Genomic DNA, 23,893 nt, shown 5'->3' with positions numbered 1-23,893 from the left:
AATCAATCGTGCTTGATTTTTCCTCACGGCGGGCCCACCCTGGTCGGCATGGCCAACGTGGGCGCTCTGCTGGATGACATGTGTGCGGAAGGCGATGAGCTCGACGAGCTCGTCGCCGGGCTGGACGAGGAGCAGTGGTTCCTCGCGACGCCCGCCGAGGGATGGACGATCGCGCACCAGATCGCCCATCTGGCCTGGACCGACGACGTCGCACTGCTGTCGGCCACCGACCCCGACGGCTTCGCCGCCGTCGTCGAGCGGGCGGTGCAGGACCCGTTCGGCTTCGTCGACGCAGGCGCCGAGGAACGCGCCCGCGCACGGCCCGCCGACCTCCTCTCGAGCTGGCGGATCGGCCGCTCACAACTGGCCGAAGCCCTGCGCCGCGTCGAGGACGGCCGCAAGCTCGCGTGGTTCGGCCCGCCGATGGGCGTCGGTTCGATGGCCACCGCGCGGCTGATGGAGACCTGGGCGCACGGCCAGGACATCGCCGACGCGCTCGGCGTCACCCGCGCCCCCACCGCGCGGCTCCGCAACGTCGCGCACATCGGCGTGCGCACCCGCGACTTCGCCTACGCCACCCACGGCCAGACCCCGCCGGCCGAACCGTTCCGCGTCGAACTGGTCGGTCCCGGCGGCGAAGCGTGGGAATGGGGGCCGCCCGACGCCGCGCAGCGGATCACCGGTCCCGCGCTGGACTTCTGCCTGCTGGTCACCCAGCGACGGCATCCCGACGACCTCGCCGTCGAGACCGTCGGAGCCGACGCCGCGCACTGGCTGACCATCGCGCAGGCGTTCGCCGGAGCGCCCGGCGAGGGCCGGAAGCCGGGGCAGCACTCGTGATCGGCGCCGACCCCGAACTCCTCCGGATCGGCAACTGCTCCGGCTTCTACGGCGACCGGCTCTCCGCGATGCGCGAGATGCTCACCGGCGGCGAGCTCGACGTGCTCACCGGTGACTACCTGGCCGAGCTGACGATGCTCATCCTCGGCCGCGACCGGCTCAAGGACCCCGATCTCGGCTACGCCAAGACCTTCCTGCGCCAGCTGGAGGAGTGCCTCGGCCTCGCCGCCGAGCGCGGGGTGCGGATCGTGGCCAACGCCGGGGGCGCGAACCCCGCCGGTCTCGCCGCGCGGATCCGCGAGCTCACCGAGCGGCTCGGGCTGGACGTGTCCGTCGCGCACGTCGAAGGCGACGACCTCACCGCGCGTGCCGCCGAACTCGACCTCGGTTCGCCCCTGGTCGCCAACGCCTACCTCGGCTGCTGGGGCATCGCGGAGTGCCTGGACGCCGGGGCCGACGTCGTGGTCACCGGCAGGGTCACCGACGCATCGGTCATCGTCGGACCGGCCGCCGCCCACTTCGGCTGGGACCGCACCGACCACGACGCGCTCGCGGGAGCCGTCGCCGCGGGCCACGTCATCGAGTGCGGAACGCAGGCCACCGGCGGCAACTACGCGTTCTTCACCGAGATCGCCGACCTGACCCGGCCCGGGTTCCCGATCGCCGAACTGCGGCGGGACGGGTCGAGCGTGATCACCAAGAACCCCGGCACCGGTGGCGCGGTCACCGTCGACACCGTGACGGCGCAGCTGATGTACGAGGTCCAGGACGCGCGCTACGCGGGCCCCGACGTCACCACCAGGCTCGACACCATCGAGGTCGGCCAGGACGGTACCGATCGGGTTCGGATCAGCGGCACGCGCGGCGAAGCTCCGCCGCCGGAGCTGAAGGTCTCGCTCAACGGCCTCGGCGGGTTCCGCAACGAGATGGCCTTCGTCCTCACCGGTCTGGACGTCGAGGCCAAGGCCGAACTCGCGCAACGCCAGCTGGAAGCCGGGCTCGCCCGGCGACCGGCCGAGCTGACCTGGACGCTGTCCCGCCTCGACCGGCCCGACGCCGACACCGAGGAGCGGGCGAGCGCGATCCTGCGCTGCGTGGTGCGAGATCCCGACCAGGACGTGGTGGGGCGCGCGTTCTCCGGTGTGGCCGTGGAGATGGCGCTGGCGAGCTACCCCGGGTTCAGCCTCACCAGCGTCCCCGGCAAGGCCTCGCCGTACGGGGTGTTCACCGCGGGGTACGTCGAGCAGGACCAGGTGCCGCACGTCGCGGTCCTCCCGAACGGCGAGCGCGTGGACGTGCCGCCCGCATCGGAGACGCGATCGCTGGAAACCCTGCCCGATCCGGCTCTGCCGCAACCGCTTCCGGACGGACCCAGCAGGCGGGTCCCGCTGGGCGAGTTCGTGGCCGCGCGCAGCGGCGACAAGGGCGGCAACGCCAACGTCGGCGTGTGGGTGCGCACCGAGCAGCAGTGGCGCTGGCTGGCGCACGCGCTCACCGTCGACCGCCTGCGCGCCCTGCTCCCGGAGGTCGCCGAGCTGCCGATCAGCCGCACGGTGCTGCCCAACCTGCGGGCGCTGAACTTCGTCGTGGAGGGAATCCTCGGCGAAGGTGCGGCGTCCCAAGCCCGTTTCGACCCCCAGGCCAAGGGACTCGGCGAATGGCTGCGGTCCCGGCACATCGACGTTCCGGAGGCGCTGCTGTGAACCCGTGGGACGACGACGAGCGGCGCGTGCTGCGGGAAACCGCGCGCCGGTTCGTCGAGACCGAGGTCCTGCCGCACCAAGACCAGTGGGAGCGCGGGGGCGAACTACCGCGTTCGCTGCACGAGAAGGCCGGTGCGCTGGGGCTGCTCGGCGCCGCGCTGCCCGTCGAGGTCGGCGGTGGCGGCGGTGATCTCATCGACGCCGCGGTCATCGCCGAGGAGATGCACTACGCCGGCTGCTCCGGCGGCACCTTCGCCTCGCTGTTCACCTGCGGAATCGCGGTGCCGCACATGGCTTCGGCCGGTGATCCGCGGCAGATCGAGCGCTGGGTGAAACCCACGCTGGCCGGGCACAAGATCGGATCGCTGGCCATCACCGAGCCCGGCGGCGGATCCGACGTCGGTCATCTGCGCACCCGCGCGGACCGCGACGACGACCACTACGTGGTCAACGGCGCCAAGACGTTCATCACCTCGGGCTGCCGCGCCGACTACGTCGTCACCGCCGTGCGCACCGGCGACGACGGCGCGGGCGGGGTGTCGCTGCTGGTGGTGGAGAAGGACGCGCCGGGCTTCACCGTCTCCCGCAAGCTGGAGAAGATGGGCTGGCACGCCTCCGACACCGCCGAGCTCTCCTTCGCCGACGTGCGCGTCCCGGCCGAGAACCTGGTGGGACCGGAGAACTCCGGCTTCCTCCACATCGCCCAGGCGTTCCTCAGCGAACGCCTCTCGCTGGCGGTGCAGGCCTACGCCAGCGCGCAGCGCTGCCTGGACCTGGCCGAGCAGTGGTGCCGCGACCGCGAGACCTTCGGCCGCGCGCTGATCACCCGGCAGGCCGTGCAGAACACCCTCACCGAGATGGCCCGCAAGATCGACGTCGCCCGGGTCTACACCCGGCGGCTGGCCGAACGCGCCGTGGCCGGTGAGCAGGACCTGACCGTCGAGGTGTGCTTCGCCAAGAACACCGCGGTGGAAACCGGCGAGTGGGTCGCCCACCAGGCGTTGCAACTGTTCGGCGGGCTCGGCTACATGCGCGAGTCCGAGGTCGAGCGCCAGTACCGGGACATGCGCATCCTCGGCATCGGCGGCGGGACCACCGAGATCATGACCGGACTGGCGGCGAACCGATTGGGGTACCGAGAATGACGATCCTGCGATCCGCGCTGGAGACCGGTTCCGGGGAGTACGCCGAAGCCGCTCAGGCGATGCTCGACAAGATCGCCGAGGTCGACGAGGCGCACGCGACGGCGGTCGCCGGTGGTGGCCCGTCGAAGGTCGAGCGGCACCGCAAGCGCGGCAAGCTCACCGCCCGCGAACGCATCGAGCTGCTCATCGACGAGGACTCCCCGTTCCTGGAGCTGTGCCCGCTGGCCGCGTGGGGCAGCGACTTCCAGGTGGGCGCGTCGGTGGTCACCGGCATCGGCGTCGTCGAAGGCGTCGAGTGCATGATCGTCGCCAACGACCCGACCGTGCGCGGCGGCACCTCCAACCCGTGGACGCTGCGCAAGTCGTTGCGCGCCAACGAGATCGTGGAGCGCAACCGGCTGCCGGTGATCTCCCTGGTCGAGTCGGGCGGTGCGGACCTGCCGACGCAGAAGGAGGTCTTCATCCCGGGCGGGGCGCTGTTCCGCGACCTCACGCGGCTGTCCGCGCAGGGAATCCCCACGATCGCGCTGGTCTTCGGCAACTCCACGGCCGGCGGCGCCTACATCCCGGGCATGTCCGACCACACGGTGATGGTCAAGGAGCGCTCGAAGGTGTTCCTGGGTGGCCCGCCGCTGGTGAAGATGGCCACCGGTGAGGACGCCGACGACGAATCGCTGGGCGGCGCCGACATGCACGCGTCCGTGTCGGGTTTGGCGGACCACTTCGCCGTCGACGAGCCGGACGCGCTGCGCATCGGCCGTTCCATCGTCAAGCGCCTGAACTGGCGCAAGAAGGGCCCTGCCCCGCGCGCGGAGGTGCGCGAGCCGCTGCACCCGGCCGACGAGCTGCTCGGCGTGGTGCCCGCGGATCTGAAGGTGCCGTTCGACCCGCGCGAGGTGATCGCGCGCGTCGTCGACGGCTCCGACTTCGACGAGTTCAAGCCGCGCTACGGGTCGAGCCTGGTCACCGGGTGGGCCGAGCTGCACGGATATCCCGTCGGCATCCTCGCCAACGCGCGCGGCGTGCTGTTCTCCGAGGAGTCGCAGAAGGCCACCCAGTTCATCCAGCTGGCCAACCGCGCCGAGACTCCCCTGCTGTTCCTGCACAACACCACCGGTTACATGGTCGGCGCCGAGTACGAGCAGGGCGGCATCATCAAGCACGGCGCGATGATGATCAACGCGGTGTCCAACAGCAAGGTCCCGCACATCTCGCTGCTGATGGGCGCCTCCTACGGCGCCGGCCACTACGGCATGTGCGGCAGGGCCTACGACCCGCGCTTCCTGTTCTCCTGGCCCAGCGCGAAGTCCGCCGTGATGGGACCCGCCCAGCTCGCCGGGGTGATCTCGATCGTCGGCCGCGCCGCCGCCGAGGCCAAGGGCCAGCCGTTCGACGAGTCCGGCGACGCGGCGATGCGGGAAGCGGTGGAGAACCAGATCGAAGCCGAGTCGCTGCCGATGTTCCTGTCCGGACGGCTCTACGACGACGGCGTCATCGACCCGCGCGACACCCGCACGGTGCTGGGGATGTGCCTGTCGGCGATCCACAACGCCCCGATCGAAGGCGCCGAGGGCTTCGGCGTCTTCCGGATGTGAGGTCCTCAGCGATGATCACCCATGTTCTGGTCGCCAACCGCGGTGAGATCGCCCGGCGGGTCTTCGCCACAGCCCGCCGCATGGGCCTGTCGACCACGGCGGTCTTCTCCGACAGCGACGCGTCCGCGCCGCACGTCGCCGAGGCAGACGTCGCCGTCCGGCTGCCCGGCGACACCCCGGGCGAGACGTACCTGAGGGCCGAGCGGCTGGTGCAGGCCGCGAGGTCGACGGGCGCCGACACCATCCACCCCGGGTACGGGTTCCTCTCGGAGAACGCCGCGTTCGCGCAGGCGGTGTCCGACGCGGGGCTGCGCTGGGTCGGTCCCCCGGTGCAGGCCATCGAGTCGATGGGCTCCAAGGTCGAGGCCAAGAAGCTGATGGCCGACGCCGGAGTCCCGGTGCTGGCCGAGCTGGACCCCGATTCCGTCACCGAGTCCGAGCTGCCGGTCCTGGTCAAGGCATCGGCAGGCGGCGGTGGTCGCGGCATGCGCGTGGTGCGGGCTCTGGCCGAGCTGCCGGAGCAGCTCGACGCCGCGCGCCGCGAAGCCGAATCGGCCTTCGGCGACCCGACCGTGTTCTGCGAGCGCTACCTGGAGGCCGGGCGGCACATCGAGGTGCAGGTCCTCGCCGACGCGCACGGCACGGTGTGGGCGCTCGGCGAGCGCGAGTGCTCGATCCAGCGCAGGCACCAGAAGGTCGTCGAGGAAGCACCGTCTCCACTGGTCGAGCGCATCGGCCCGCAGATGCGGGAGCGGCTGTTCGAGTCCGCGCGGCTGGCGGCCTCCGCGATCGGCTACGAGGGCGCGGGAACCGTGGAGTTCCTGGCCGACGAGCGGGGAGAGTTCTTCTTCCTGGAGATGAACACGCGCCTGCAGGTGGAACACCCGGTCACCGAGAACACCACCGGGGTCGACCTGGTTCGGCTCCAGCTGCAGATCGCCGACGGTCACGCGCTTCCCGCCGAACCTCCCGCCTCCCGCGGTCATTCGATCGAGGTCCGGCTCTACGCCGAAGACCCCGCGCACGACTGGCGTCCGCAGAGCGGAACCCTGCAGCGCATCGAGTTCGGCAACACCGCGGCGGAGTTCGAGGTCCTGAGCTCCCCGGGGGTCAGGCTGGACTCCGGTTTCGCCGACGGCGACGCGGTGAGCATCCACTACGACCCGATGCTGGCCAAGGTCATCTCCTTCGGCGAGAACCGGGAGGAGGCCGCGCGGCTGCTGGCCGCGAGCCTGGCCCGGGCCGAGATCCACGGCCTGATCACCAACCGGGACCTGCTCGTGCGAATCCTGCGCCACCCGGCGTTCCTGGCCGGTGACACCGACACCGCGTTCTTCGACCGCCACGGCCTGGCCGCCCTGTCCCAGCCGCTGGCCTCCGACGACACCGCCGACCTCGCCGCGGTCGCCGCCGCGATGGCCGCGGCCGCCGAGAACCGGCTCACCGCGCGGGCCAACGCCCGGATCCCGTCCGGTTGGCGGAACCTGCCGTCGGTGCCGCAGACGAAGACCTACACCTGCGGGAACCGCGAGATCGACGTGTCCTACCTCGCCAAGCGCACCGGCGTCGAGATCGCGGAGCACCCGGGACTCGCGCTGGTGGAGGCGACCCCGACCCGCGTCGTGCTCGACGTTCCGGGTGAGCACGGCCCGGTCCGCCGGAGCTTCGACGTCGCGCGCTACGACGACCGGGTCCACGTCGACTCCCCGCTCGGGCCGGTCGCGCTGGCGCGCGTACCGCGCTTCACCGACCCCGCAGACCTGGTCACCGAGGGCTCGCTGCTGGCGCCGATGCCCGGCAAGGTCATCCGCCTCGCCGCCGCCACCGGGGACCGCGTCACCGCAGGTCAGCCGATCCTGTGGCTGGAGGCGATGAAGATGGAGCACACCGTCGCCGCCCCCGCCGACGGTCTGCTCAGCGAGCTCAACGTGGTCGCGGGACAGCAGGTCGAGGTGGGAACCGTGCTCGCCGTGGTCGACACCCCGGACACCGAGGAGAAGGCATGAGCTTCATCGAAACCGACGAGCAGAAGGAACTGCGCGCCTCCGTCGCCAAGCTCGCCCAGCGCTACAACCACGTCGACTACGTGCTGCCCAAGGCACGACTGCGCGAACCGCTCACCGAACTCTGGTCGGAGGCGGGCCGACTCGGCTTCCTCGGCGTCAACATCCCCGAGGAGTACGGCGGCGGTGGTGCCGGGATCTACGAACTCGCGCTGGTGCAGGAAGAACTCGCCGCACAGGGCGCCGGGCTGCTGCTGGTCGTGGTCTCCCCCGCGATCTGCGGCACGATCATCACCAAGTACGGCACGCCCGAGCAGAAGCAGCGCTGGCTCCCCGGCCTCGCCGACGCCACCACCACGATGGTCTTCGCCATCACCGAACCGGACGCGGGCTCGAACTCGCACCACATCACCACCACCGCCCGCCGCGACGGCGACGACTGGATCCTGCAGGGCCAGAAGGTGTTCATCTCCGGCGTCGACCAGGCCGACGCGGTGCTGGTCGTCGCGCGCACCGAGGACTCCCGCACCGGCAAGCTCAAGCCCGCGCTGTTCGTCGTGCCCACCGACACGCCGAACTTCGTGGCGCAGCCGATGGAGATGGACATCATCGCCCCGGACCGGCAGTTCACGCTGTTCCTCGACGACGTGCGGCTGCCCGCCGACGCGCTGGTCGGCGAGGAGGACGCCGCGCTGATGCAGCTGTTCTCCGGCCTCAACCCGGAGCGCATCCTCGGCGCCGCCCTGGCCACCGGCATGGGCCGCTACGCGCTGACCACGGCCGTCGAGTACGCCAACCAGCGGCAGGTCTGGAAGACCCCGATCGGCGCGCACCAGGGCATCGCCCACCCGCTGGCGCAGCACAAGATCGAGGTGGAGCTGGCGAAGGTGATGATGCAGAAGGCCGCCACGCTCTACGACGCGGGCCTGGACGTGGAGGCCGCCGAGGCGGCGAACATGGCCAAGTACGCGGCCGCCGAAGCCAGCATCGCCGCGTTGGACCGCGCCATCCAGACCCACGGCGGTTCCGGTCTGACGGCCGAGCACGGTTTGGCCGCGATGCTCGGCGCGGCCCGCATCGCCCGGGTCGCGCCGATCAGCCGTGAAATGATCCTCAACTACGTGGCCCAGCACAGCCTGGGCCTGCCGAAGTCGTACTGAGCCGGACCCGGTCAGCACCGGTGGGGGGATGAGGAGAATGTCGTCGCGCGAGCCGAAGCAGGATCGCAGCCGGGCGACGCGGCAACGCCTGCTGGAAGCGACCATCGACTGCCTGGCCGACCAGGGCTGGGAGGCCACGACGGTCACCGCCGCGGCGCAGCGCGCCGGGGTGTCGCGCGGTGCGGCGCAGCACCACTTCCCGGCTCGCGAGGACCTCATCACCGCGGCCCTGGAGCACATGTTCGACGCGCGGATGGCCGAGATCCGCGCGGAGCGCACCCGCCTGCCCGAGGGGCTGGGACGCACCGAATTCGTGGTCTCCAGGGTCGTCGACTACTACACGGGTGAGCTGTTCAAGGCCGCTCTCCAGGTCTGGACGGCGGCCGCCGCGGACCCGGCCCTGCGGGAGCGGATCGTGCCGCTGGAAGCGAAGTTCGGCCGCAAGGTCCACCAGACGGCGATCGAGCTGCTCGGCGCCGACGACACCGACCCGACCACCCGCCGTCTCGTCCAGGCCACCCTCGACCTCGCCCGGGGACTCGGCCTCGCCGACGTCCTCACCGACGACTCCGCACGACGCGCGAACATCGTCACCCAGTGGGCGGCGACCCTCCACGCCGCCCTCCCGCAGTCCTGAAGAAAGGCGACGGCCCGCGACCCACCCGCACGTGGTGCGCGAGGGGTCGCGGGCCCGTCACGGGTTCTTCGCTTACGGGACGACCTGGACCTCGTCGCCGACCTGGAGCTTGTCGAAGAAGACCGCGGAGGACTTCTTCGACAGGTGCAGGCAGCCCGCGGAGCGCTCGGTGAGGCTGCCCTGGTGGAACGCGACGCCGGTGTTGGTGAAGAACACCGAGTTCGGCATCGGCGCGTCGAATTCCCTGCTGTGGTGGTCCTTGTTCTTCCACGTCACGTGGAAGACCCCGGCCGGGGTGGGGCTCTCCGGACGACCACCGAGCGCCGAGGCTTCACCGTAGTAGACCTCGCCGGCGCGGATCAGCCACGCGCGGTTCTGCGAAAGGCTCACGCACGCATGCGCGGTCGCCGTGCACGGCGTGCCGGGGACGAGCTCGGGGGCGGACGCGGGTTCGGCCGCCGCGCTGCCCGCGCCGAGCGGCAGCGCGGTGGCCGCAGCGGTCACCGACACCATCGCGATCCTGCTTAACATGGGGTCTCCCAACGTTGTCCGCCTCGCCCGACACCTCGGTTCACGCGAGGACGGGACCAGGAACCTGGCTTTCCGTGATCATGTCGGCACACACTGTAGCGGAACCGATTTCGGCGCGGTCACGAAATGCCGGAACATCACCCGCTGCGCGCAACCGGCCGTCAGCCGGCGACGCGACGCACCGAGTGGACCTCACCCATGTACTCGACCTCTTCGACGGAGACGTCCTGACCCTCGGTCGGCGCGTGCACCATCTTGCCGTTGCCGATGTAGATGCCGTCGTGGCTGGCGGAGCTGTAGAAGAAGATGATGTCGCCGGGCTTCATCTCCGACTGCGACACCGAACGCCCCACCGACACCTGCGAGCGCGTCGAGCCCGGCAGGTCGACACCGGCCTGCTTGTAGGCCCACTGCACCAGACCCGAGCAGTCGAACTCCTCAGGCCCCTTGGCTCCGAACACGTATGGCGAGCCCTGCTTGCCCAAGGCGGCGTTGACCGCCTTGATCGCCGAACCGGAACCGGTGAGCTGACCCACGGCGCTCTCCACGCCGGACAGCGCGTCCTTGTCCTGCTCGCTGAGCTCGCTGTACTGCTGCTTGACCTTGGCGACCTGGGAGTCCATCTCCTTCTTGCGGCCGGCGATGTCGCCTTCCAACCGCGCGGCATCGGACTCGGCCTTGGCCGCGCCGGCGCGCGCGTCCCAAGCCTGGCGGCGGGCGCTCTCGGCGCGGTGCGTGGCCTCGGCGTAGGCGTGCACGGACTCGGAGTTGTGCTGCGCCATCAGGTCGAGCGTGGAGGCCCGGTCCAGGAACGCGTCCGGGGTTTCGCTGCCGAGGACCGCGGCGATCGAGTTCATCTGCGAACCCTTGTAGGAGGCCTTGCTCAGCCGGTCGACCTGGCCGCGCAGCTGCTCCTCCTGCACGCGCGCCTCGCCGGCGACCCGGTCCGCCTGCTGGGCCTCGGCGTTGAACCGGTCGAGGTCGTGGCGCTTGGCCGTGTGATCGTCCTGGGCCTTCTTGTAGTCCTCGGTGATCACCTCGGCCTGCCGCGACAGCTCGCGCAGCTTCTGCGCCGCCTGCGACGCCTCGCCCGACTCGGGCTCGGCCGTGGCCGGGGTGCTGCCGAGCATCACGGTCGAGAGCGCGGCGGCCGCCACCAACGCGGTGCGCCTCGGAGTTGGGTTGGCGTTCGACATGGGGAGCCGATCACTCCTTCGAGTGGGTACTGCGGCAATGGGCGGTCACCCTAGATCCCCGCCGCCGGACCCCCCGGAACCGGGCGCAGCACCTTCTTCCCGCTCGTGCGCAGGCGAAACGGGCGAAGTGGCCGACCATCGTCCGCGCGGTGAGGACCGCTGGCCGATCGTGATCCTTCGCACCGCTGGAATCCGCTAACGCCGGACACCTCCGGAACGACGTGGCGCGGCGTCCGGCGGAACGCGCTGCGGCACGGGGACGCTGCCGGTGGCGCGCCCGGGGCAGAGTCGTTGCGCAGTCTCGCCAAAGTGGTCTAGACCCATTGACTCCGTGGCGTGGTGCACATACTTTCTGCCGCGCCGGTAGAGGAGATCTCCGCAGTGCGAATCCGGGGCCGAGCGCGCCGCGCTTCCGGATCGATTCACGACCCGACCGATCGGCCGGGTCGCCATGAGGGGAGAACCCTGTGACGAGGAAACCGATCCGATGGGCGGCGCTGGCCGCCGGCCTGCTGATGCTGCCGATCGCCGGAGCTATGACGGCGCAGGCCGCGCCCGGTGAGCTCAAGGCCGCGCCGTACTACATGCCGCTGGACAACGAACCGCAGGACATCGCCGAGGCGATCCAGGCCAGCGGCCAGAAGGACTACATCTTCGCCTTCGCTCTGGCCCCCTCCACCGACTCCTGCACTCCCACCTGGGACGGCAAGGTCGGCCAGGAGGTCGCCACCGACACCGCCGTGAAGGCCAAGGCCGACGCGGTTCGCGCCGCAGGCGGCAACATCTCGGTGTCCTTCGGCGGCTACAACGGCATCGAGCTCGCGACCGCGTGCGCCGACGCCACCGCGCTGGCGGACGCCTACCAGCAGGTCATCGACAAGTACGAGTTGACGCACATCGACCTCGACATCGAGGGCGACGACCTCGGCGACGTGCCCAACGAGACCAAGCGCTTCGAAGCGATCAAGATGCTCAAGGAGCGCAACCCCGACCTGCACGTCACGCTGACGCTGCCGATGACCACCGTCGGCCTCAACGAAGCGGGCAAGGCCGAGATCCAGCGCGCCAAGGACATGGGCGCCGAGATCGACCTGTTCAAGATCATGGACTTCGACTACGGCGGCCCCGGGCAGGACATGGCCAACAGCGCCATCTCGGTCGCCGAGGCGTTCCACGAGCAGCTGCGCGAGCTGCACCCCGAGTTCGACGACGCCGCGGCCTACGCGCGCACCGGCGTGATCCTCATGAACGGTCACACCGACCAGCCGTCCGAGCTGTTCACCCCGGACACCTTCCGCGCGCTGCTCGACTACGCCGAGCAGAAGCAGATCGGCCGCCTGTCCTACTGGGCGCTCAACCGCGACCGCGCCTGCACCCAGCCCGGCGGATGGGCCGACGGCAAGTGCAGCAGCGTCGAGCAGCAGCCCTACGAATTCACCAAGATCATCGCCGAGTTCCAGTGAGCCCCCGGAGAAGCACCATGCGAATCCCCCGAAAGCTCGTCACCGCCCTGGTCGCAGGCTCGATGCTCCCGCTGGCAGCGGGTTCCGCGCTCGCGCAGGAAGCACCCGCCGAGATCAAGTCCGCCCCCTACATCGACGTGAAGCAGGAGAAGCCCACCCTGGCGGAACTCGCCAAGGCCACCGGGCAGCAGCACTTCACGCTCGCCTTCGTGCTCAGCAGCGCCGCCGGCTGCACCCCGATGTGGGGTGGCGAGCGAGCCGTCGACGACCCGGCCATCAAGGGCCAGATCGACGAACTGCGCGCCATGGGCGGCGACGTCATCGTCGCCACCGGCGGCGCCATGGGCCCGTACCTGGAGAGCGTGTGCGGCACCGCCGACGAGCTGCTGGGCGCCTACAAGGCGATCCTCGACGCGACCGGCGCCAACCACCTCGACGTCGACGTCGAGGCGACCATCCCGCACGACGTCGTCAACGAGGCGCTGGCCAAGCTCCAGGCCGAGCGCGGTACCAAGGTCAGCTACACCCTGCGCGTCCAGGCCGATGAGACCGGCCTCGACCCCTACTCGCTGCAGGTGCTGCAGAGCGCCGCCGCGCACGGGGTCGACGTGCTGGTCAACCCGATGGCGATGGAGTTCGGCTCCAGCAAGCCGTGGGGCGACGCCGTGATCGCGGCGGCCGAGAGCACGCTGCGCCAGATGAAGGAGATCTGGCCGAACCTCAGCGACGCCGACCTCAAGGCCCGCCTGGGCGTGACGCCGATGATCGGCCGCAACTTCAACGGCAACATCTTCACCCAGGACCACGCGCGTCAGCTGCTGGACTGGGCCAACGCCAACGGAATCGGCCTGCTGTCGTTCTGGTCCGCGGGCCGCGACAACGGCGACTGCCCGGGTGGCGCGGTGTCGCCGACGTGCAGCAGCATCGAGCAGCAGCCCTTCGAGTTCACCACCATCTTCAAGGGCTTCGGAGCCTGATCGGCGCGACGCCGGCGGCCCAGCGGGTCGCCGGCGTCGTCATGCCCTCGCCGGGGAGACGCACTCGTAGGTCGTGCGCACGTACTCGCGGGTCTTGGCCGCCCCGACGAGCTCGGCGGCCATCTTGTTCATCGTGTAGGCCATGGTCATCCGCCGGTCGAGGTCGTTGACCACCACGGCACCTCCGTGCCCGACCCACCAGCAGATCCTCCCGGACGGCGTGGGCATGAGATCCGGCGTGGGCAGCGCGTACCCCATGCCGAAGGGGATCCGGTGGCCCAGAACCCGGTCCGGGGAGTCGGATTGGACCTCGAAGATCCGCTCGACGGTCTCCGGCGACAGGTAGGTCCGGCCGTCGATGGTGCCGCCGTGCGAGACCAGCGACTGCAGGCGCGCGACCGAGCGGGCGTTGCCCTGACCGTTGAAACCACCGAGCTCCGCAGCGAGGAACTCCCGCGTGGTCGTCAGCTTCATCGAGAACAGCGGGTTGAGCAGCGCCCGCTGCCCGAACTCGCCGAGATCGGGTGCGTGCGGCGGCGACTTCAGGATCGCGACCCGCTCGTCCGCCGATTCCGGCGCGCCGAGCCAGTAATCGGCACCCAGCGGTTCGGCGTACTCGGTGCGCAGCACGGTTCCGGCGGACCGCCCGGTGACCCGCTCCACGAGTTCGCCGAGCAGGTGGCCGTGGCTGATCGCCTGGTAGCCCGACCCGTCCCCCGGCTCGAACCACGGCCTCTGCGCCGCCAGCAGCGCCGCCGCCCGGCGCGTGTCGTAGAGGTCCGCCACGGTCATCTTCTCGTCCCAGCCGGGAAGTCCGCTGGTGTGCCCGAGAACGTGCCTGACCAGCACCTCGGCCTTGCCCTCCGCGGCGAACTCCGGCCAGTAGCGGGCCACCGGCGCGTCCAGGTCGAGCTCCCCCGCATCGGCCAGACCGAGCACGACCAGGGCGAGCATCGTCTTGGTCACCGAGAAGGTGTTGACCAGCGTGTCCCTCTCCCACGGCACGCCCTCCCGGGCTTCGCCGCCCCAGATGTCGACCACCGTTTCGCCGTCCTGGACGACGCAGATCGAGGCGCCGCGTTCCTCGCCTTCGCCCAACCGGCGTTCCAGGAGGTCGCGCAGCGGCGCGAAGCGGTGTGCGCAGTGACCGTTCATCGGGTGGCTCGCTTTCTGCCTGCGGCGATCTCTCGGTGGAGATCGCGCACGTACCGGGCGAAGTCGAGTTGGATGGTATGCCGAGGAGCGTCGTAGTACTGCCGCAGATGCTTGCGCTCGTCGTGCGCCATCATCCGCTTCATCTCCGCCGCCGCGGGCGCCCGGTACTCGCCGGTGAGGTGCGCGGCGATGAGCTTGCTCTGCTGCTCGGCCAGGTTGACGATCGTCGGCGACGCCTGCGCGAGACCGGCGAAGTACAGGTTGTCGACGCCCGGCTTGAGGATCCGCTTGAACAGCGGGAACCGGTGCTCGGCATCGGGTTGCAGCTCGGGGTCGTCGAAGAACGGGAAGCTCATGTTGTAGCCGGTGGCGAACACGATCACGTCGGCCTCGACCCGGGTGCCACCGGTGCACCGCACCCCCGAGCCGTCCAGCCGCTCGATGGCGGGAACGCAGGTCAGGTCCCCGGAACCGGCCTTGGCCAGGAAGTCGACGCTCACCGACGGGTGCGCGGCCAGCGGTTCGTGGTCGGGTTCGGGCAGGCCGTAGTCCCGCATCGCGCCGACGTTGCTCTTGATGGCCTTGCGCGCCAGGCGGAGGGCGAGCCGCTTGGGCATCCACGGCGGCATCATCAACTTGTCAGCGGGCTTGCCGCCCCGGTACTTCGGCAGCACCCACACGCCGCGACGTGCGGAAACCCAGACGTGCTCGGCGATGGAGCGGTGCGACAGCTCCGCGGCGATGTCCAGCGCGGAGTTTCCCATGCCCACCACCACGACCCGCTTGCCGCGCATGTCCACCGGCGAGAACGGGCTGCGGTAGGAGTGGCTGTGCAGGGTCGTTCCGCCGAACTCGCCCGGGTACTGCGGGGTTCGCGGGTCCCAGTGGTGACCGTTGGCGACCACCAGCGCGTCGTACTCGCGCGTCTCGCCGCTGCTCAGCCGGACTTCCCAGCTCCCGCCGGGGGTTCGCCTGGCGGCCTCGACCCGGGTGTTGAAGGTGATGGTCTCGCGCAGGCCGAAGTGCTCGACGTAGTCCCGGAAGTAGCGGTGGATCAGCGTGTGGTGCGGGAAGTCCGGCCACTCACCGGCCGCCGGGAAGTCCTCGAACTGCAGGCGGGTGGTCGAGGTGTCGATGTGCAGGGATTCGTAGCAGGCGGAACGGCCGTTCGGGTTGTCGAAGTACCAGTTCCCGCCGACGTCGTCGGACTCTTCGAAGCAGTCGTAGCGGACCCCGGCGTCGCGGAGCCGCTTGGCCGTGGTGAAGCCGGAACAACCGGCGCCGATGATGCAGACCACCGGATCGGAACCCATCGGCAACCTCCTCGTCGCGATGCGATCGGCGATCGACTCTGCCATTTCGCTGACGTGGTGTCCAGTGAGTGGGCAGCTGTATGATCGGGACCGTGACCGACACCGAGCGCCTGACGCTGCGGCAGCAGCAGAAGCAGCAGACCCGCGCCGCGCTGCTGGAGGCGGCCCGCCGACTGTTCGTCGAGCGCGGCTACGCGGCGGTCACCGTCGACGACGTCACCTCCGAGGTCGGGTGCAGCCGAGCGACCTTCTACCTGCACTTCAACGGCAAGCCCGACGTCCTGCGGCGGATCGGCGCCGAAACGACGCGGCAGCGCGCGGTCTCGGTCTACGCCGACCTGGACGCGGTGTTGGCCAGCGGCTCGCGGGAGCGGTTCACCGAGTGGCTGCGCAACGCCCTCCACTGGTTCGAGGCGAACCGCGACATCCTGCCGGTGTGGGACGAGGCCGTGGCCCTGGAGCCCTCCTTCCGGCCGATCGCGACGGCGGCGGTCGCCGAGCTGCCCGCTGCGATGCCGCGATACCTCCAGCGGTGGGGCCCCTCGCGCAGCGACGAGGCGCGCTTGCGGGTCGGACTGCTGGTGACGCAGCTGGAGCGCTTCTTCACCCGCTGGGCGGTTCAGGGCACGTTGGACATCACCGACACCGACCCCGCGGCAACGCTCACCGACATCTGGTACCCGGCGCTGCTGCCACCCGAGGAGCGTCACTCCGCAGAGCAAGGCTGAAACGCGTTACCGGCCAAACCGTTTCGCTGAGTGACCATCTCGATCACCCCATTTAGCGATGCGCTTTCGCTCGCATTTTCGAATGGCGTCGGGCAGAATTTAGCACATGAGTTCGAAGCTGAATTTCCCCATGCCCACTCGTTTCGTCGCCCGCGGTGGACCGTCCACAGTGCTCACCCGCCGGACGAACCCGTCCAGGTTTGGCTCGTTGAACGCATGCTCGGCAGCGCTCGATGAGCCACGCGGATCGCGAGACCCGCCATTCCTGGGCGAATGAGCCCACCCGACCCCAGGGTCGGTTATCCCAACGCGCCTGTGAGGCTTGTTGTTTGACAAGTGCAGAGTGGGAAAACCCCAAGGCAGCTGGGGTGTCCTGCGGTCGCCGCGCGAATCCAGCGGATTCGCGCGGCGACCGCCCGGGGCCGCCGTTCGGCAGAACCGATTCTCGTCGGGCGAACCGAACGCGACCCGTGCCACGTGTTGAGAACAACCCGCCATCACAACGGAAGAGCCCCCATGCCGATCCCCGCCCCCGACTTCGACCAGATCTTCACAGACGGATCCCGCCACGCGGTTCCCAAGCTCGGCGATGCCACCGTCCGGCTGCACCGGGACACCGCGCTGTGGATGCCCTCCGGGAAGGCCTGCGCCGGCGAGCCCTTCATGTTCGGTTCGTCCGACGACGCAGCGTTCGTGCAGGAGGTCCCGCCGGGCACCTACCCGGTCGTGCTCGCCGAGGCCCGGTTCGGAGAGCCCGATCAGTTCAGCTGGTACCAGGCGGTGGCCGCGATCAAGATCCAGGTTCGCGACGAGCCGGCGACCTCGTGGGAGATGGCGCTGGTGGGTGAGCAGGACGCGTCGACCCTGGACGGTGACTCCTTCTTCGGCTACCCCGTCGACGGGGGCACCGGTGGTTTCATCGACGCCGCGAACCTCTCCTGCTGCGACGACGAGGAGTACGTCGACCGCGTGCTGGAGGCCCTGGAAGAACGGGACCACACCGGCACGGGTCGGCTCGCCGACGATGAGGACCGCACGGTGGTCGTCGTGTGCTCCTCCGGTGGCGGTGACGGCCACTACCCGACCTGGGTGGGGCGCAACGCCGACGGCGAGATCACCTGCTTCGTGACGGACTTCTTCATCCTGACCGGCGACGAGGACGACGACGGCGACGACGGCGGTCCGCTCGACGCGCCCGACCACGCGCCGGGCGATTACGCCACCGGCCACGCGATGCGCGCCGGGCAGACGCTGCGTCGCGAATCGCTCACCTCGGAGAACGGCCGGTTCTCGTTGGTCCACCAGGACGACGGCAACATCGTGCTCTACGAGAACGAGTCGATGCGGGCGTGGTGGGCCTCGAACACCTGCGGCGCGGACACCGCCTTCTGCGCGTTGCGCGAGACCGACGGCCTCGCGCTCTTCTCGCCCAGCGGCAGGCGGATCTGGTCCACCGGCGCGGTCCGGCCGGCCGCCGAGCTCGTGGTGCACGACGACGGCGAGGTCACCATCACCGACGTCGACGGCGAGATCGTCTGGACCTCCGACAGCACTCCGGCGGTGCCGGGCGGGCCGGCGGCCATCGGTGACCGGATGCTTCCCGGCCAGACCCTGGGACGCCAGTCGCTGACCTCTCCGTCCGGCCGTCACACGCTGACCCACCAGGACGATGGGAACCTGGTTCTCTACAGCAACGAGGGCCGCGGCGCGCTCTGGGCGTCGGACACCCAGTTCCGGGGGACCGGCCGCTGCAAGCTCCTCGACGACGGCGATCTCGTCCTCTACGACCGGCGCGGCGGCGCCGTGTGGTCCACCGGCACGGCGGGCCATCCGGGAGCGCACCTGGCAGTCGGCGACGACGGCCTTGAACTCCGCAACACCGACGACGTCGTCATCTGGAGCGTCCGCACCACTCCGGGTACGCAGGTCACCGACGCGCACTCCCCGCTGTCGACCGCCATGTCGGCGATCGCACCGGCCGCCCTGACGATGGCCGAGCCGCTGCAACCGGTCGTGAGCGCCGAGCTGACCGCCGCCACACCGGCAATCCCCGTGCGACAGTCGGTTCCGGCCGAGGAGTGCGTTCCGGCGGAGCCGTCGGAGAGCTGACCTCGGCCCTCTCCGTCACGACCGGAAAGTGGTCACTCCGCTGCGGCGATCGGCTGCGGCTTCGCGGGCTCCTCGTCGTCGACCTTGTCCTCGCCGCGACGGCGGAAGAACTGGAACCCGGGGATGCCGGCGATCGCCCGGCGGACGTCGTAGGTGACTTCGAGGAGCTCGTGGATCTCGGGACCGACTCGGTCCAGGGTCCGCAGGATCGGCAGGATGTCGGTGAGGATGTGCTCGGTGAGCTGCGGAAGCTCGTCGACCAGGCGGATCGCCGCATCGACCTCGGCGTCGGAGAGCTCCTCGACGAACCTGTCCACCAGCGGTGCGGCCTTCTTGGCCGTGGGCGAGTACAGCGAGAGGAGCTCGTCGGCGTTCGCCGAGGTGCGCTGGGCCTCGGCGACGGTCTTGGCCGCGTCGTCGCAGATCCCGTTCGCCCGCCCCACGACCGATTCCGCCATGGTCGAGACCTGACCGGCTGCGGCCACGATCGGAGCGGCGGCGACGGCGACCGCGCGGGCGTCCTGGATCGTCTCCTCGGCGTCGGCGACGGTTCCTCCGGCGCGCTGAACCAGGTCTTCGACCTGGTCCACCACCGTGGAGATGCGGCCGACCAGCTTCTCGGTCTCACCGAGAAGACCCAGCACCCGGACCGGAGCGGTTGCAGCGGCCGTGGCCGTTTCGGCTGCCCAGCCCACCGTGGACTTCGCCAAGCCGAGGACGTCAGAGGGCGTCGGTACGCGGAACACCATGGCCTCCACTGTGCACACCGGTAGGGATCGACGCCACCATCTCACGGCGCGTCGGCGGTCAGGAAACGGGCCAGGACAGCACGCGACCAGCGGAAGAGCGTCGCGTCATCCACGTCGACCGGCGCTGGCGCGTGCTCCGCTCCTGCACCGGCTAGGTCACGCGGGCCCGCTCGCTCTCACCGTCGGAGAGAAACAGCGCCAGCGCACTTCCCCGCTCGACCAGCTCCGCACGCTGCGCGCGCGAGAACGAGTGCAGCGGAGCGATGTTCACCGTTCCCTCGGTGACCTTCCACGTCCCGGCGACGCGGCCGTCCACCAGCACGACGCGTTCGCCTGCCACCGACAGACCTCGGTGTTCGTCGTCGATGATCCGGCTGCGGTCGTCGTAACCGAGGATGGCGTTGTCGAACGCGGGCAGGAACCGCACGGGCGCGGGCACGTCCGGGTCGGGCCGTGGCGCGTCGGGCAGATCCAGCAGTTCGCGCCCGCGTTCGTCCCGGAAGGAGACGAGCTGATCGCGCACCGCCTTCACCGCGCCCTGCAGGCCGGCCAGCCCCGACCAGGCGCGGATGTCGGCGGTGGCGGCCGGGCCGAACGCGGCGAGGTAGCGGCGCACCAGGTCCCGGCCGACCTGGTCATCGGGTGCCTCCTGGTCGACTTCCCGGCCCAGCCAGGAGGAAACCGGCAGGTAGCGGGCCGCCCCGCTGGTGCGCCACAGACCTCGCGGCGGCAGCTGCACCACGGGAACCAGGGCTCCGACCAGTGCCTCTCCCAGCGCCCGGAGGCTCTGGTCGGGCCAGCGGTGGGCGATCGCTCGCGCCAGCTCGGACTGCGAACGCGGTTCGCCCTCGGCCAGCACCTCCCGGCCCGCCGCCGCGAGCTCGCCGAGGTCGACCTCCGCGAGCTCGCGCCGGTAGACGCCGAGGACCCGCTGCCACAGCATCGCGTCGTGCCGGGACCGCCAGGACAGGACGTCCTCGGCGGCCAGCAGGTGCACGGTGCGGCGCATCAGGTGAGTCCGCACCACTCGCCGACGGGTCAGCAGCTCCGAGAGCTCCGCCGGGTCGAAGACGCGCAGCCGGGACCAGAGACCGACGAACGGTTCCTGCGGTTCCTGGGCCTGCACGCCGCACAGGTGCGCCACGGCATCGCGCGGTGCGAGCTCGGAGGGTTGGAGCAGGAGCTGCCGGGCCAGCGTCGCGCGGTTGAGCGCGCGGGTGCCGAGAACGGCCATGCGCTCAGGTGGCCGTCTGGCCGTCGATGGTCTCGCGGATGATGTCCGCGTGTCCGGTGTGCTGCGCCGTCTCGGAGATCACGTGCAGCAGCACGCGGCGGGCGCTGAGCTCGGTACCGGGTTCGTTCCAGGGCGCGTCGGGCACCGGGTGCGTGATCAGCAGATCGGGTAGCGCGGTCACGATCTCCTCGGTGCGGGCGGCGACCTCCTCGTAGCGCCGCACGATCCCTTCGAGGCTGTCACCCGGCAGCATCTGGAACTCGTTGATCCGGTCGGTCATCCACTGCGGGTACTCCCGCGCGGTGCCGGCCTCGATGTCGTCCCAGGTCACTCCGTCGGGCAGCGCGAAGCTCATCGCCGACGACCCCTCGGTGATGAACCGCAGCCACGATTCCTCGGTGCTCGCGACGTGCTTGACGATCCCGCCGAGGCACAGCTCGCTCTTGGTCGGACGCTCGCCCAGCTGTGCGTCCGTCAGTCCCCGGACGGTGTTGAGCAACTGGCCGCGCAGGGTGGCGAGCTCGGCGAGCAGGTCGCCCTTGTCAACGTCGAGTGCGGTGTTGGAAGCAGTCATGAGAGCAGCTTGGCGCAGGTAGCGGTCAGTTTCTGTCCGCTACTGCGGGCACGATGGGGTGCATGCGGAAAACTTCCACGCGGCTGCTGTCGTTACTGTCGCTGCTCCAGGCACGACGCGACTGGCCCGGTTCGGTGCTCGCCGAGCGGCTGGAGGTCAGCGACCGCACAGTTCGGCGCGATGTCGACCGGCTGCGGGAGCTGGGATACCCGATCGCGACGGTCAAAGGACCGGACGGCGGGTACCGGTTGGAAGCGGGCAGCAACCTGCCGCCGCTGCTGTTCGACGACGACCAGGCGGTCGCGCTGGCGATCGCGCTGCGCATCGCGACCACGGCGGGCGCGGGCATCGAGGAGGCCGCCGCCCGCGCGCTGATCACCCTCCGCCAGGTGATGCCCTCGCGGCTCCGCCACCGGATCGATTCGTTGCAGATCACCGCGGTCGAGCGCAGCACGGCGCAGCGCGTGGACAGCGAGGTCCTGATGGCGCTGAGCGTCGCGGTGCACGCTCGGGAGGAACTCCGGTTCGACTACACCGGCTCGTCCGAGCCTCGCCGGACGCAGCCGCACCACCTGATCACCTGGGGCGGGCGCTGGTACCTCATCGCCTGGGACCTGGACCGCGAGGACTGGCGCACCTTCCGCGCCGATCGGATCACCCCGCGCGTCCCCACAGGTCCGCGCTTCACCCGACGCGAACTCCCCGGCGGCGAGGTGGCCGCGTTCGTCAGGACCAGGTTCCAGGGGGCCGAAACATGGCCGTGCCAAGGAGAAGTCGCCCTCGACCTTCCCGCGGCGACGGTCTCCCGCTACACCCACGACGGCGTGGTGGAAGAACTGACCGACGACCGGTGCAAGCTCACGTTGGGATCGTGGTCCTGGAAGGCGCTGGCCGCAGAGCTCGGGAAGTACGACGCGGACGTGGAGGTCATCGGTCCGCAGGAGCTGAGATCCGCTTTCTCCCAACTAGCCGACCGCTACGCCCGAGCAGCGGCGGACGCACTGAGCCCCTAGGTGCTGCGTGAATTCTCGGTCGAGCCGGGCGCGAAAGTCATTTCGTGGTAGAGGATCTCGTAGCAGCGGTGGTGAGCTCACGGTTCGATGAGGCCCGCCCTGATCGCGTAGCGGGTGAGTTCCAGCCGGTCCTTCATGCCCAGCTTCGCCATGAGGTTGGAGCGGTGGCGCTCCACCGTCTTGATGCTGATGACGAGCAGGTCGGCGATCTCCTTGGAGGAATGGCCTTCGGCGACGAGCTTGAGGATCTCCTCCTCCCGGTCGGTGATGGCCCGCTCGGGAACGGCTTCCCCCTGACCCGCGCGGTCGAGGTAGCTGCGGATCAGCGAGGTCACCGCACCCGGGTACAGGAACGGTTCGCCGCGCATGGCCGCGCGGCACGCCTCCACCAGGTCGCGGTCGGCGACGGACTTGAGCACGTACCCCGACGCACCGGACTTGAGCGCCTCGAACAGGTACTGCTCGTTGTCGTACATCGTCAGGATCAGGATGCGCAGGTCCGGCTGCAGCCGGGTGAGCTGCCGGGCGGCCTGAAGCCCGGTCAGCCTGGGCATGGCGATGTCGAGGATCGCCAGGTCCAGCTCCTCGGTCTGCGCGAGCTCGACGGCCTCGGCCCCGTCGCCGGCCTCGGCCACGACGGCGAGGTCGGGTTCGTTGTCGAGGATCAGCCGGACTCCGCGACGGACCAGCACGTGATCGTCGGCCAGCAGGATGCGGGTCGTGTCGGTCATCGCCCGCCTCCGGTGTTGATCGGCACGTCGAGCCGGACTTCCGTGCCGCCCTCCGCGACCGGTTCGACGGCCAGCGTCGCCCCGGCCAGCAGCGCGCGCTCCCGCATCCCCCGGATGCCGGCGCCTTCCGGGGAGTCCCCGGTCCCCGCGCCGTTGTCCCGCACCCGCAATCGGACCTCCGAGGGCTCCACGTGCACCAGCAGGTCGATGCGGGTCGCACCCGAGTGCCGGACCGCGTTGGTGATGCTCTCCTGCGCCACCCGGTAGATGACCAGCTCGACCTCCTCGCCCAGCTCGGGCAGCTCGCCGTCGATCCGGCACCGCGCGGCGACGCCGTGCACCTCGCCGGTGAGCGACTTCAGCGCGCTGGCCAGGCCGAGCTCCTCCAGCACCCCTGGACGCAGCCGCCGTGCGATGCGGCGGATCTCGTCGAGGCTGTCGCGGGTGGTCTCCTGCACCTGGTGCAGCGCGGCGGACACGGGCTCGGGCGCCTCGTCCGCGACCCGCCGGAGCTCCAGCAGCACCGCGGTCAGGCTCTGCCCGACCTCGTCGTGGAGCTCGCGGGCGATGCGGCGGCGCTCGGCCTCCTGCGCGGACAGCGCGCGGGCGTTGCTGGTGGCGCGCTCGAACTCCAGCCGGTCAAGCATCGCGTTGAACGCCATGATCAGGTCCGCGATGCCCCCGTGCCCGGACACCGGCGGCCGCGATCCCGGCCGCAGCAGGTCGATGGTGGTCATCGCGCGGGTCAGCCGCCGCAGCGGCAGGAACCCGATGCGCAGCAGCACCGCGTTGGCCACCAGCATCGCGACCAGCCCGGCGACCAGGATCAGGCCTTCGGCGGGCAGCACCGGCGTGGACACCGTGGCAGGGCTGAGCACCAGCAGCACCGTCGCTCCGGTGAGCACGGCGGCGTTGAGCAGGAACACCCGCCAGAACAAGGACACGTCCCGCACCTCCTGAACGACAATTCGACCACCGGTCGTCCTTCGAACACCCATACGGGTCGTGCGCACCAAAAATGGGTGTCAGCCCCGATG

Annotated in this window: 21 protein-coding genes; 12 read left to right on the top strand and 9 right to left on the bottom strand. The window is 70.3% G+C overall.

The features are described 5' to 3' along the window. The first annotated feature begins 48 nt into the window (after positions 1–48). Genes AB0J78_RS05095 through AB0J78_RS05065 form a run of 7 tightly spaced genes read left to right on the top strand, consistent with a single transcriptional unit; the run spans position 49 to position 9,083 of the window. Positions 49–840, top strand: coding sequence for a TIGR03084 family metal-binding protein (locus tag AB0J78_RS05095; RefSeq protein ID WP_363787131.1), 792 nt, complete (start codon positions 49–51; stop codon positions 838–840). Next, positions 837–2,543, top strand: coding sequence for an acyclic terpene utilization AtuA family protein (locus tag AB0J78_RS05090; RefSeq protein WP_363787129.1), 1,707 nt, complete (start codon positions 837–839; stop codon positions 2,541–2,543). Before AB0J78_RS05095 ends, AB0J78_RS05090 begins: the two co-directional genes overlap by 4 nt. After that, positions 2,540–3,688 (top strand): acyl-CoA dehydrogenase family protein, encoded by a 1,149-nt coding sequence (locus AB0J78_RS05085; protein WP_363787127.1) that lies wholly within the window; start codon positions 2,540–2,542, stop codon positions 3,686–3,688. Before AB0J78_RS05090 ends, AB0J78_RS05085 begins: the two co-directional genes overlap by 4 nt. After that, positions 3,685–5,283, top strand: coding sequence for a carboxyl transferase domain-containing protein (locus AB0J78_RS05080; RefSeq protein WP_363787125.1), 1,599 nt, complete (start codon positions 3,685–3,687; stop codon positions 5,281–5,283). Before AB0J78_RS05085 ends, AB0J78_RS05080 begins: the two co-directional genes overlap by 4 nt. 11 nt (positions 5,284–5,294) lie before the next feature. Then, on the top strand, positions 5,295–7,289 hold the full coding sequence (locus tag AB0J78_RS05075) for a biotin carboxylase N-terminal domain-containing protein (RefSeq protein ID WP_363787123.1): 1,995 nt from the start codon (positions 5,295–5,297) through the stop codon (positions 7,287–7,289). Beyond that, positions 7,286–8,446 (top strand): acyl-CoA dehydrogenase family protein, encoded by a 1,161-nt coding sequence (locus AB0J78_RS05070; protein ID WP_363787121.1) that lies wholly within the window; start codon positions 7,286–7,288, stop codon positions 8,444–8,446. The genes AB0J78_RS05075 and AB0J78_RS05070 overlap by 4 nt, the downstream gene beginning before the upstream one ends. Before the next feature lie 28 nt (positions 8,447–8,474). Next, positions 8,475–9,083, top strand: coding sequence for a TetR/AcrR family transcriptional regulator (locus tag AB0J78_RS05065; RefSeq protein ID WP_363787119.1), 609 nt, complete (start codon positions 8,475–8,477; stop codon positions 9,081–9,083). Between the two features lie 72 nt (positions 9,084–9,155). Here the strand turns inward: AB0J78_RS05065 and AB0J78_RS05060 are convergent, their stop codons facing one another. Both AB0J78_RS05060 and AB0J78_RS05055 read right to left on the bottom strand, forming a co-directional pair. Then, positions 9,156–9,614, bottom strand: a complete 459-nt coding sequence (locus AB0J78_RS05060; protein ID WP_363787117.1) for a L,D-transpeptidase — start codon at positions 9,612–9,614, stop codon at positions 9,156–9,158. Positions 9,615–9,775: 161 nt separating this feature from the next. Continuing rightward, a complete protein-coding gene (locus AB0J78_RS05055) occupies positions 9,776–10,810 on the bottom strand; it encodes an NlpC/P60 family protein (protein ID WP_363787115.1) in 1,035 nt (344 codons plus the stop codon). A 467-nt stretch (positions 10,811–11,277) separates the two neighbouring features. Here AB0J78_RS05055 and AB0J78_RS05050 point away from each other — a divergent pair, with 467 nt between their 5' ends. Together AB0J78_RS05050 and AB0J78_RS05045 are read left to right on the top strand one after the other, a co-directional pair. Further along, a complete protein-coding gene (locus tag AB0J78_RS05050) occupies positions 11,278–12,273 on the top strand; it encodes a chitinase (protein ID WP_363787113.1) in 996 nt (331 codons plus the stop codon). Positions 12,274–12,290: 17 nt separating this feature from the next. Further along, on the top strand, positions 12,291–13,250 hold the full coding sequence (locus tag AB0J78_RS05045; RefSeq protein ID WP_363787111.1) for a chitinase: 960 nt from the start codon (positions 12,291–12,293) through the stop codon (positions 13,248–13,250). Between the two features lie 39 nt (positions 13,251–13,289). On the opposite strand, the gene AB0J78_RS05040 is transcribed toward AB0J78_RS05045, so the two are convergent. Next, positions 13,290–14,405 carry a serine hydrolase domain-containing protein gene (locus AB0J78_RS05040; RefSeq protein WP_363787109.1) on the bottom strand — a complete coding sequence of 372 codons (1,116 nt, stop codon included), beginning with the start codon at positions 14,403–14,405 and terminating at the stop codon, positions 13,290–13,292. Continuing rightward, positions 14,402–15,718: an NAD(P)-binding domain-containing protein gene (locus AB0J78_RS05035; protein ID WP_363787107.1), complete on the bottom strand. Its 1,317-nt coding sequence runs from the start codon at positions 15,716–15,718 to the stop codon at positions 14,402–14,404. Before AB0J78_RS05035 ends, AB0J78_RS05040 begins: the two co-directional genes overlap by 4 nt. Before the next feature lie 92 nt (positions 15,719–15,810). Between AB0J78_RS05035 and AB0J78_RS05030 the strand changes: the two genes are divergently transcribed. Continuing rightward, on the top strand, positions 15,811–16,446 hold the full coding sequence (locus tag AB0J78_RS05030; protein ID WP_363787104.1) for a helix-turn-helix domain-containing protein: 636 nt from the start codon (positions 15,811–15,813) through the stop codon (positions 16,444–16,446). A 516-nt stretch (positions 16,447–16,962) separates the two neighbouring features. Further along, complete coding sequence (locus tag AB0J78_RS05025) at positions 16,963–18,555, top strand: DUF4241 domain-containing protein (protein WP_363787102.1); 1,593 nt, start codon at positions 16,963–16,965, stop codon at positions 18,553–18,555. A gap of 32 nt (positions 18,556–18,587) precedes the next feature. Here AB0J78_RS05025 and AB0J78_RS05020 read toward each other — a convergent pair whose 3' ends face one another. The 3 genes from AB0J78_RS05020 to AB0J78_RS05010 all read right to left on the bottom strand — a co-directional run bounded on the left by AB0J78_RS05020 (position 18,588) and on the right by AB0J78_RS05010 (position 21,112). Then, on the bottom strand, positions 18,588–19,304 hold the full coding sequence (locus AB0J78_RS05020; protein ID WP_363787100.1) for a hypothetical protein: 717 nt from the start codon (positions 19,302–19,304) through the stop codon (positions 18,588–18,590). Between the two features lie 151 nt (positions 19,305–19,455). Next, complete coding sequence (locus tag AB0J78_RS05015; protein ID WP_363787098.1) at positions 19,456–20,538, bottom strand: winged helix DNA-binding domain-containing protein; 1,083 nt, start codon at positions 20,536–20,538, stop codon at positions 19,456–19,458. A gap of 4 nt (positions 20,539–20,542) precedes the next feature. Further along, positions 20,543–21,112 (bottom strand): DinB family protein, encoded by a 570-nt coding sequence (locus tag AB0J78_RS05010; RefSeq protein ID WP_363787096.1) that lies wholly within the window; start codon positions 21,110–21,112, stop codon positions 20,543–20,545. Between the two features lie 62 nt (positions 21,113–21,174). On the opposite strand from AB0J78_RS05010, the gene AB0J78_RS05005 reads away from it, so the two are divergent. Next, a complete protein-coding gene (locus tag AB0J78_RS05005) occupies positions 21,175–22,125 on the top strand; it encodes a WYL domain-containing protein (protein WP_363787094.1) in 951 nt (316 codons plus the stop codon). Between the two features lie 77 nt (positions 22,126–22,202). Here the strand turns inward: AB0J78_RS05005 and AB0J78_RS05000 are convergent, their stop codons facing one another. Together AB0J78_RS05000 and AB0J78_RS04995 are read right to left on the bottom strand one after the other, a co-directional pair. Next, positions 22,203–22,856, bottom strand: a complete 654-nt coding sequence (locus AB0J78_RS05000; protein ID WP_363787092.1) for a response regulator transcription factor — start codon at positions 22,854–22,856, stop codon at positions 22,203–22,205. Continuing rightward, positions 22,853–23,800, bottom strand: a complete 948-nt coding sequence (locus AB0J78_RS04995) for a HAMP domain-containing sensor histidine kinase (RefSeq protein ID WP_363787090.1) — start codon at positions 23,798–23,800, stop codon at positions 22,853–22,855. Before AB0J78_RS04995 ends, AB0J78_RS05000 begins: the two co-directional genes overlap by 4 nt. Positions 23,801–23,893: the final 93 nt, after the last annotated feature.

It is taken from the genome of Saccharopolyspora sp. NPDC049426 (assembly GCF_040676935.1).
Classification (GTDB): domain Bacteria; phylum Actinomycetota; class Actinomycetes; order Mycobacteriales; family Pseudonocardiaceae; genus Saccharopolyspora.
This window is presented reverse-complemented; position numbering and strand designations above follow the sequence as displayed.

Coding starts and splice junctions, on each gene's coding strand:
- AB0J78_RS05065 (WP_363787119.1), top strand. CDS start 8,475: ATGAGGAGAATGTCGTCGCGCGAGCCGAAGCAGGATCGCAGCCGGGCG.
- AB0J78_RS05045 (WP_363787111.1), top strand. CDS start 12,291: ATGCGAATCCCCCGAAAGCTCGTCACCGCCCTGGTCGCAGGCTCGATG.
- AB0J78_RS05040 (WP_363787109.1), bottom strand. CDS start 14,405: ATGAACGGTCACTGCGCACACCGCTTCGCGCCGCTGCGCGACCTCCTG.
- AB0J78_RS05005 (WP_363787094.1), top strand. CDS start 21,175: ATGCGGAAAACTTCCACGCGGCTGCTGTCGTTACTGTCGCTGCTCCAG.
- AB0J78_RS05060 (WP_363787117.1), bottom strand. CDS start 9,614: ATGTTAAGCAGGATCGCGATGGTGTCGGTGACCGCTGCGGCCACCGCG.
- AB0J78_RS05010 (WP_363787096.1), bottom strand. CDS start 21,112: ATGACTGCTTCCAACACCGCACTCGACGTTGACAAGGGCGACCTGCTC.
- AB0J78_RS05070 (WP_363787121.1), top strand. CDS start 7,286: ATGAGCTTCATCGAAACCGACGAGCAGAAGGAACTGCGCGCCTCCGTC.
- AB0J78_RS05020 (WP_363787100.1), bottom strand. CDS start 19,304: ATGGTGTTCCGCGTACCGACGCCCTCTGACGTCCTCGGCTTGGCGAAG.
- AB0J78_RS05000 (WP_363787092.1), bottom strand. CDS start 22,856: ATGACCGACACGACCCGCATCCTGCTGGCCGACGATCACGTGCTGGTC.
- AB0J78_RS05035 (WP_363787107.1), bottom strand. CDS start 15,718: ATGGGTTCCGATCCGGTGGTCTGCATCATCGGCGCCGGTTGTTCCGGC.
- AB0J78_RS05025 (WP_363787102.1), top strand. CDS start 16,963: ATGCCGATCCCCGCCCCCGACTTCGACCAGATCTTCACAGACGGATCC.
- AB0J78_RS05080 (WP_363787125.1), top strand. CDS start 3,685: ATGACGATCCTGCGATCCGCGCTGGAGACCGGTTCCGGGGAGTACGCC.
- AB0J78_RS05095 (WP_363787131.1), top strand. CDS start 49: ATGGCCAACGTGGGCGCTCTGCTGGATGACATGTGTGCGGAAGGCGAT.
- AB0J78_RS05015 (WP_363787098.1), bottom strand. CDS start 20,538: ATGGCCGTTCTCGGCACCCGCGCGCTCAACCGCGCGACGCTGGCCCGG.
- AB0J78_RS05055 (WP_363787115.1), bottom strand. CDS start 10,810: ATGTCGAACGCCAACCCAACTCCGAGGCGCACCGCGTTGGTGGCGGCC.
- AB0J78_RS05075 (WP_363787123.1), top strand. CDS start 5,295: ATGATCACCCATGTTCTGGTCGCCAACCGCGGTGAGATCGCCCGGCGG.